The 5,963-nt window shown below is 76.4% G+C and carries 4 protein-coding genes; 2 read left to right on the forward strand and 2 right to left on the reverse strand.

Features of this window, described 5'->3' with window-relative positions:
- The first annotated feature begins 359 nt into the window (after positions 1–359).
- Entirely contained in the window at positions 360–875 is a 516-nt protein-coding gene (locus ACFV61_RS33615) for an ATP-binding protein (protein WP_107452835.1), read from the forward strand.
- 365 nt (positions 876–1,240) lie between these two features.
- Positions 1,241–3,589, forward strand: a complete 2,349-nt coding sequence (locus ACFV61_RS33620; RefSeq protein ID WP_380495858.1) for a SpoIIE family protein phosphatase — start codon at positions 1,241–1,243, stop codon at positions 3,587–3,589.
- A gap of 6 nt (positions 3,590–3,595) precedes the next feature.
- Here ACFV61_RS33620 and ACFV61_RS33625 read toward each other — a convergent pair whose 3' ends face one another.
- Together ACFV61_RS33625 and ACFV61_RS33630 are read right to left on the reverse strand one after the other, a co-directional pair.
- A complete protein-coding gene (locus ACFV61_RS33625; RefSeq protein ID WP_380495861.1) occupies positions 3,596–4,654 on the reverse strand; it encodes a DUF2637 domain-containing protein in 1,059 nt (352 codons plus the stop codon).
- 214 nt (positions 4,655–4,868) lie between these two features.
- The gene (locus ACFV61_RS33630) at positions 4,869–5,804 is read right to left on the reverse strand and encodes a (2Fe-2S)-binding protein (protein WP_380495862.1); all 936 of its coding nucleotides are present in this window, start codon (positions 5,802–5,804) and stop codon (positions 4,869–4,871) included.
- Positions 5,805–5,963: the final 159 nt, after the last annotated feature.

Below are 5,963 nucleotides of genomic sequence, written 5' to 3' on the forward strand. Positions count from 1 at the left end.
AGCTGGTGGTGGACGCCTGGGGGCCGTCCGAGCTCTGAGGCCGGTCGCGGCGGGCCGCCGGGGCGGGGGCCGCCCCGGGCGTTCCGGCGACCCCCGCGCTCTTGGGGGGCCCGGGGGGGGGGCGCGGGCGCGGGCGGGGGCGGGCTCGAAAACAGGCTCTGCGCTTCGCAAACCTGTCCGGCGCGGGCAGTTGGATCACGTGAACCTCCCCGTGCCCCTTTCACCCCACGTGATCGGACGCACACTGTTGCAAACGCCGTCAACTGGGCATGAGGATGAGTGGTCAGAACGTGGGGGCCACCCGGCCGGCGGGGGATCCGGAGGCGGGGGCCCGGATTCGAGGGCGGGGGCATGTGTTGATGGACGGTCAGTCGCGATTCCCGCGGCAGCGGACGAGTTCGGGTGACGCCTACCGGTCCGGGCCCGCCCCGGGCGCAGCCGGCGGCACCGGGACGACCCTGCCGGGCACCTCGGCCCCCGGCTGCGCCCTGCACCGCCGGCTGCACCTGACGCTCGACCCGGCCGACCTGGTCGCGGTCGGCTCGGTCCGCCGGCGGCTGCGGACGGCGCTCAGCCACTGGGGGGTGCCGGAGCTGTCGGACACCGCCGAACTGCTCTCCTCCGAGCTGGTGACCAACGCGCTGCTGCACACCGGCAAGGGCGCGGTGTTCGACGCGGTGCTCGGGTCGGACCACCGGCTGCGGATCGAGGTGCAGGACGGCACGACCCGGCTGCCCGGCCGGCGCCGCGATCCGGACGCCGAGTACGCGACTTCGGGGCGCGGCCTGCTGCTGGTGGAGTCGCTCGCGGACGCGTGGGGCGTGCAGCTGCGGGGCGACGGCAAGGTCACCTGGTTCGAGCTCGCCCTGCCCTGAGCCCGGCCGCTCCCGGGGCGCGGGGCACGGGCTCGGGGCGCGGGCACAGGGCGCACGGGGCGCTCGGGGGCGCGGGGCGGGCGGGGCGCGCGGCCCGTCGCACCGTTCGCCGTCGATTCATTCGCCTTCGAAGCATGCCCAGAACAGAAGGCGGAACGGAAGATTTCCGGCCCGTTGCCATTGCCGCTCGGCCCAACATTGGACAGGATGGTGGGAATGTGTGTCCACGTGCGGGAAGCAGCGGGGAGACCGAACCTCGACCGACCCCGCCCGTCGACACCGTCCGATCCAGCACCACCCATCACACCGCCACGCGGCCCGGCCGGACGGTCGGCGCGGTCCGCCACGGCAGCGGCAGGAGCAGCATGCCCACTGAGCCCGAGTCGCCGGGGCCGGCGCTTCCACCCGGTGTGCCCACCGCCGAACCGCAGCAGGCAGCCTCCGCCCGCACCACCGGTCCGAACCCCGCCGGTCCCGGTCCCGTGACGGTCGACCAGCCCTCCACCGGCCCCAATGCGACCGGGCCGGGCCGGGCGAAGCCGCCCGCGCAGGCGGTGCGCCGGCCCGTGCCGCGCCCGGCGCCCGCGCTCGCCGCCGGACGGCTGGCGACGGTGCTCCCCGGCAGCCTGCCGCCCGCCTCCGCGGACACCATGCCGGACTGGCTGGAGCCCGCGATGGCCGCCAACGGCATCGGCTCCTTCGACTGGGACATCCGCCGCGACGTCCTGGAGGGCGACCACCGGGCCTGCGCGATCATCGGCCTGGACAGCATGGACCAGGGCCGCTTCGACCGCACCGCCGGTTCCTTCCTGGCCCTGCTGCACCCCGAGGACGCGCCGGTGGTGCGCCGCCGGGTCGAGCGCGCGGTGGCCGAACTGGGCCAGTGCGGCGCCTACTACCGCACCGTCGGGCCCAACGGCACCATGCGCGCGGTGCGCTTCCGCGGCCGGGTGCTCGCGGACGCCTTCGGCCGGGCCTCGCGGATGGTGGGCTTCGTCTGGGACGCCACCGTCGAACTGCACAAGCGCGACCGCGCCGACCGGATGGCCCTGCTGCGCGAGGAGCGCTCCCGGTTCATCAAGGAGGCGGCCCGCGCCCTCTCCGAAGCCGTCACCGTCCGCGACGTGGCCCGGGTGTTCACCGGGCTGCCGCTGCCCGGCCTGCCGCCGGACGGCCTGGTGCTGGCCTCCTTCGAGGCCGGCCGGGCGCAGGTGCTCGGCGCCTCCGGCTACCGGACCGAGGCGCTGGCGGTCTGGGACCGCACGGTGCTGCCGGCCGGGCACCCGGCCGCCGAGGCGGTGCGCCACCGGGCGCCGGTGTTCATCCCGACCCGCGAGGAGTTCCGCGCGTCCTACCCCGACGTCTGGGAGCCGACCAGCCGTACCGGGCGCGGCTCCTGGGCGTTCCTGCCGCTGGTGGCCAGCGGGCGGGCGATCGGCGTCTGCGTGGTCAGCTTCGACGACGAGCGCGAGCTGGACGCCGACGAGCGCACCCTGCTGTCGACCCTGGGCGGGCTGGTCGCCCAGTCCCTGGCCCGGGCCCGGCTGCACGACGCCGAGCACGAGCTGGCGGCCGGCCTCCAGCGGGTGATGCTGCCGCGCACCGTGCCGTCGGTGCCGGGGGTGACGACCGCCGTGCGCTACCTGGCGGCCGGCTCCGGCCTGCAGATCGGCGGCGACTGGTACGACGTGGTGCCGCTGCCGGGCGGGCACGTCGGCCTGGTGATCGGGGACGTCCAGGGCCACGACGTGCACGCCGCCGGGATCATGGGCCAGCTGCGGATCGCGCTGCGCGCCTACGCGGCCGAGGGGCACCCGCCGGCCGCGGTGATGGCCCGCGCCTCCCGCTTCCTCGCCGACCTGGACACCGACCACTTCGCGACCTGCGCCTACGCCGAGGTCAACGTGGACTACGGCGTGGTCTACGCCGTCCGGGCCGGCCACCTCGACCCGGTGGTGCGCCGGGCGGACGGCACCGCCGCCGTGGTGCCGGTGGCCGGCGGGCTGCCGCTGGGCATCGACCCGGACCAGGAGTACCGGGTCACCCGGTTCAGCCTGGACCCGGGCGAGACGGTGCTGCTCTGTACCGACGGCCTGGTCGAGGCGCGCGGCATGGACCTGGACGAGGGCATCGCCCGGCTCACCCGGGCGCTCGCCCGCCCGCTGCCGCGCGCCGAGGAGGCGGCCCGCGACCCGCTGGAGGACCTGGCCGACCGGATCGCCTCCCAGGCCGCCGACTCCAGCGAGCGCGAGGACGACATAGCGCTGCTGCTCCTGCGCTGGGACGGTCCGGCCGGCGGCCTGGCCGCCCAGCAGCTGCGCCGCCGGATCGGCCAGGCCGACCTGGCGCGGATCTCCGAGGTCCGGGCGGAGCTGCGCGACGCGCTGCGCCGCTGGGGCGTCGCCGAGTTCATCGACACCGCCGAACTGCTCTCCTCCGAACTGGTCACCAACGCCATCCGGCACACCGACCGGGACGCCATGTTCACCGCCCGGCTCTACCGGGAGCCGGCCTCGGACGGCGGCCGGGCCCGGCTGCGGGTCGAGGTGGAGGACGAGTCGGACCTGTGGCCGACCCGCCGGACCCCGGGGGAGCAGGCCTCCTCCGGGCGCGGGCTGATGCTCGTCGAGGCGCTGGCGGACGCCTGGGGCGTGGAGCCGCGCGGGTCCGGCAAGCGGATGTGGTTCGAGCTCAGCGGCACGCCCGCGGCCTAGATCCGGCTACCCGAACTGCTGCTCCAGGTCCTTCAGTTTGCGCTCCAGCGAGTCCAGCCGCGGCAGCGTCACGGTGTCCTCGTCGATGGTCAGGTCGATGGTGCGCCGCTCCGGGCGGGCGGGCAGGCCCGGCTGGGCCACCGTGCCCTCGGCGGGCACCACCGCGCCCTCGGCGGCCTCGACCTCGCGCGGCCCGGCGGGCCGCTCCGCCGCGGGCCCGCCGGCTATGGCGGGTTCCGAGCCGGACTCCAACTGCCGTGCGGCGCCGCCGCGTCCGCGCCAGGCGCTGTTGCTGCGGCTGATCGCCCGGATCTCCGCCCGCTCGCGGCGGCCGGCGAGCCTGCGGCGCTCCCGCTCCACGGTCCTCTCCCGTTTGTCCTCGCGGACCTCGTCCACCGCCTCGTCGAGGCTGCGGACGCCTTCCAGGAGCATCAGCGACCAGGCCGCGTAGGTCTCGCGCGGGGCGCGCAGCCAGCGCACGATGCGGATCTGCGGCAGCGGGCGGGGGACGAGCCCCTGCTCGCGCAGCGCGGCCCGGCGGGTCTGCTTGAGCGCCCGGTCGAACAGGATGGCCGCCGAGAGGGACATGCCGGAGAAGAACTGCGGGGCGCCTGCGTGGCCGAAGCCGCGCGGGGCGTGCACCCAGTTGAACCAGGCCGAGGCGCCGGCGAACAGCCAGACCAGCAGCCGGGAGCCGAGCGCGGCGTCGCCGTGGCTGGCCTCGCGCACGGCGAGCACCGAGCAGAACATCGCGGCGCCGTCGAGGCCGAACGGCACGAGGTACTCCCAGCCGCCGGACAGTCCGAGGTTCTGCACCCCGAAGCCGACCAGCCCGTGGAAGGACAGCGCGGCGGCGACACCCGCGCAGCAGAACAGCAGCGTGTACGAGGCGCCGCCGTACAGGGATTCCTTGCGGCGGCGCCGTTCCTCGGAACGCTCCCAGGAATCCGGCCCTCCGGCGGCGGCGGATCCCCGGCTCCGGACCAGGGCCACCAGGAGCGCGCTGACCAGCAGCCCCGCACCTCCGGTGACGGCCCAGCCAAGCGGTATGTCGGACAATTTCATCGCCGGAACCAGCCTCGCTTTCCTGCGTCGCGTTCCTGCGTCGTGATGGCGGGGACCATCATGGCGGATGCTCGGCGGGGGAATGGCCGATTCGGTGCCAATGCGCTGAGTAGAGGGATTTCTGACCCCGCGACAATCGCATTTTCTTATGCATTTGAAGCGGGCTATTCCCGGAATTCCGGGCTTTCCGGATCCGGCTTCGCACGTGTTTTCGTCAACCCTGCATGACGCGGGGGCAGCCGCCGCAGATGTCCTCCGGTTGGGCGGTATACACGAGGCAGCAGCTGGCCCGGGCCCGGTCGGTGCCCGAAGCATCCCCGCACCCGGGCGCCGGCGCGGCGAAACCGGCACCCGGGGTGAAGGGGGACGGGGCCGGAGCGGGGCCGCCGGTCACGCCGGGCGCGCACGCCGGTGCCGCCGCCGCGCCGCCCGCCTGCGGGGGCTCCAGCAGCGCGGACAGCTCGGCGCGCGCCCGCTCCTGCTCCCCGAGCAGCCCGCCGGCGTACCAGAGCCCCTCCACCGCCGCGTCCGTGGCCATCGCCCACAGCACCCGCGGCCCGCGCCGCACCTCGGGCCGGAAGGCGGCCAGCACCGGTTCCAGGAACCCGCCCAGCGCGCACCGCAGTTCGGCGGCCAACGCGTTCCCGTCCGGCACCGTACGGGCCTGCGGCACGCCGGCCGCCGGGTCGTCCGGCAGGCAGGCGAACGCCTCCGGGCGGACCGTCAGCTCCACCCGGTCGGTGCCGCGGCGCACCGAGACGTCCTCCGGGCCGAGCAGCGGGACCCGGCGCTCCAGGAACCACGGCAGCGTGAACAGCAGCGAGAGCGGCCACACGACGCGGTGCAGGCCGAAGCCGGCCGCCACGTCCGGGCGCAGCGGCCGCCCGTAGCGGGCCAGGCCCTGCCGGGCGTCGTGGGCGATCAGCTCGCGGACCGCCTCGGGCCGGGTGGTCAGGTCGGCGGCGGGGATCCAGCCGTCGCCGCGGCGGGGCGGGGCGCAGCGCACCCGCAGGACGGGGGCGAGCGCGGTGAGCCGGTGGTACGAGGTCGCGCCGGGGGCGGTGGCGGCCGGCACGGGGGTGAGGGCGTGCGCCTCGGTGGTGCGGGGGGCGCACGGCGTGGGGCCGGGCCGGGTGCTGCTCGCGGTCATGGGCGGGCCCCATCGGGTCGACCGGGGACCGCCCATGGACCGCCCGGCGGTGGCCCGGGGGGGGGGGGGGCCCCCCCCGCGGCGCCCCGGCGATAGGGGCCGGCCGCCTCCCGGGGTGGGCCGGCGGGCGCACCCACGGGGAGGGCCGGGCCGCCCCCC

The organism is Kitasatospora sp. NPDC059817 (genome assembly GCF_042731835.1).
Taxonomy (GTDB): Bacteria; Actinomycetota; Actinomycetes; order Streptomycetales; family Streptomycetaceae; genus Kitasatospora.

Excerpts from the sequence above, each read along its gene's own strand:
- ACFV61_RS33620 (WP_380495858.1), top strand. The coding sequence starts at position 1,241 with ATGCCCACTGAGCCCGAGTCGCCGGGGCCGGCGCTTCCACCCGGTGTG.
- ACFV61_RS33630 (WP_380495862.1), bottom strand. The coding sequence starts at position 5,804 with ATGACCGCGAGCAGCACCCGGCCCGGCCCCACGCCGTGCGCCCCCCGC.
- ACFV61_RS33615 (WP_107452835.1), top strand. The coding sequence starts at position 360 with ATGGACGGTCAGTCGCGATTCCCGCGGCAGCGGACGAGTTCGGGTGAC.
- ACFV61_RS33625 (WP_380495861.1), bottom strand. The coding sequence starts at position 4,654 with ATGAAATTGTCCGACATACCGCTTGGCTGGGCCGTCACCGGAGGTGCG.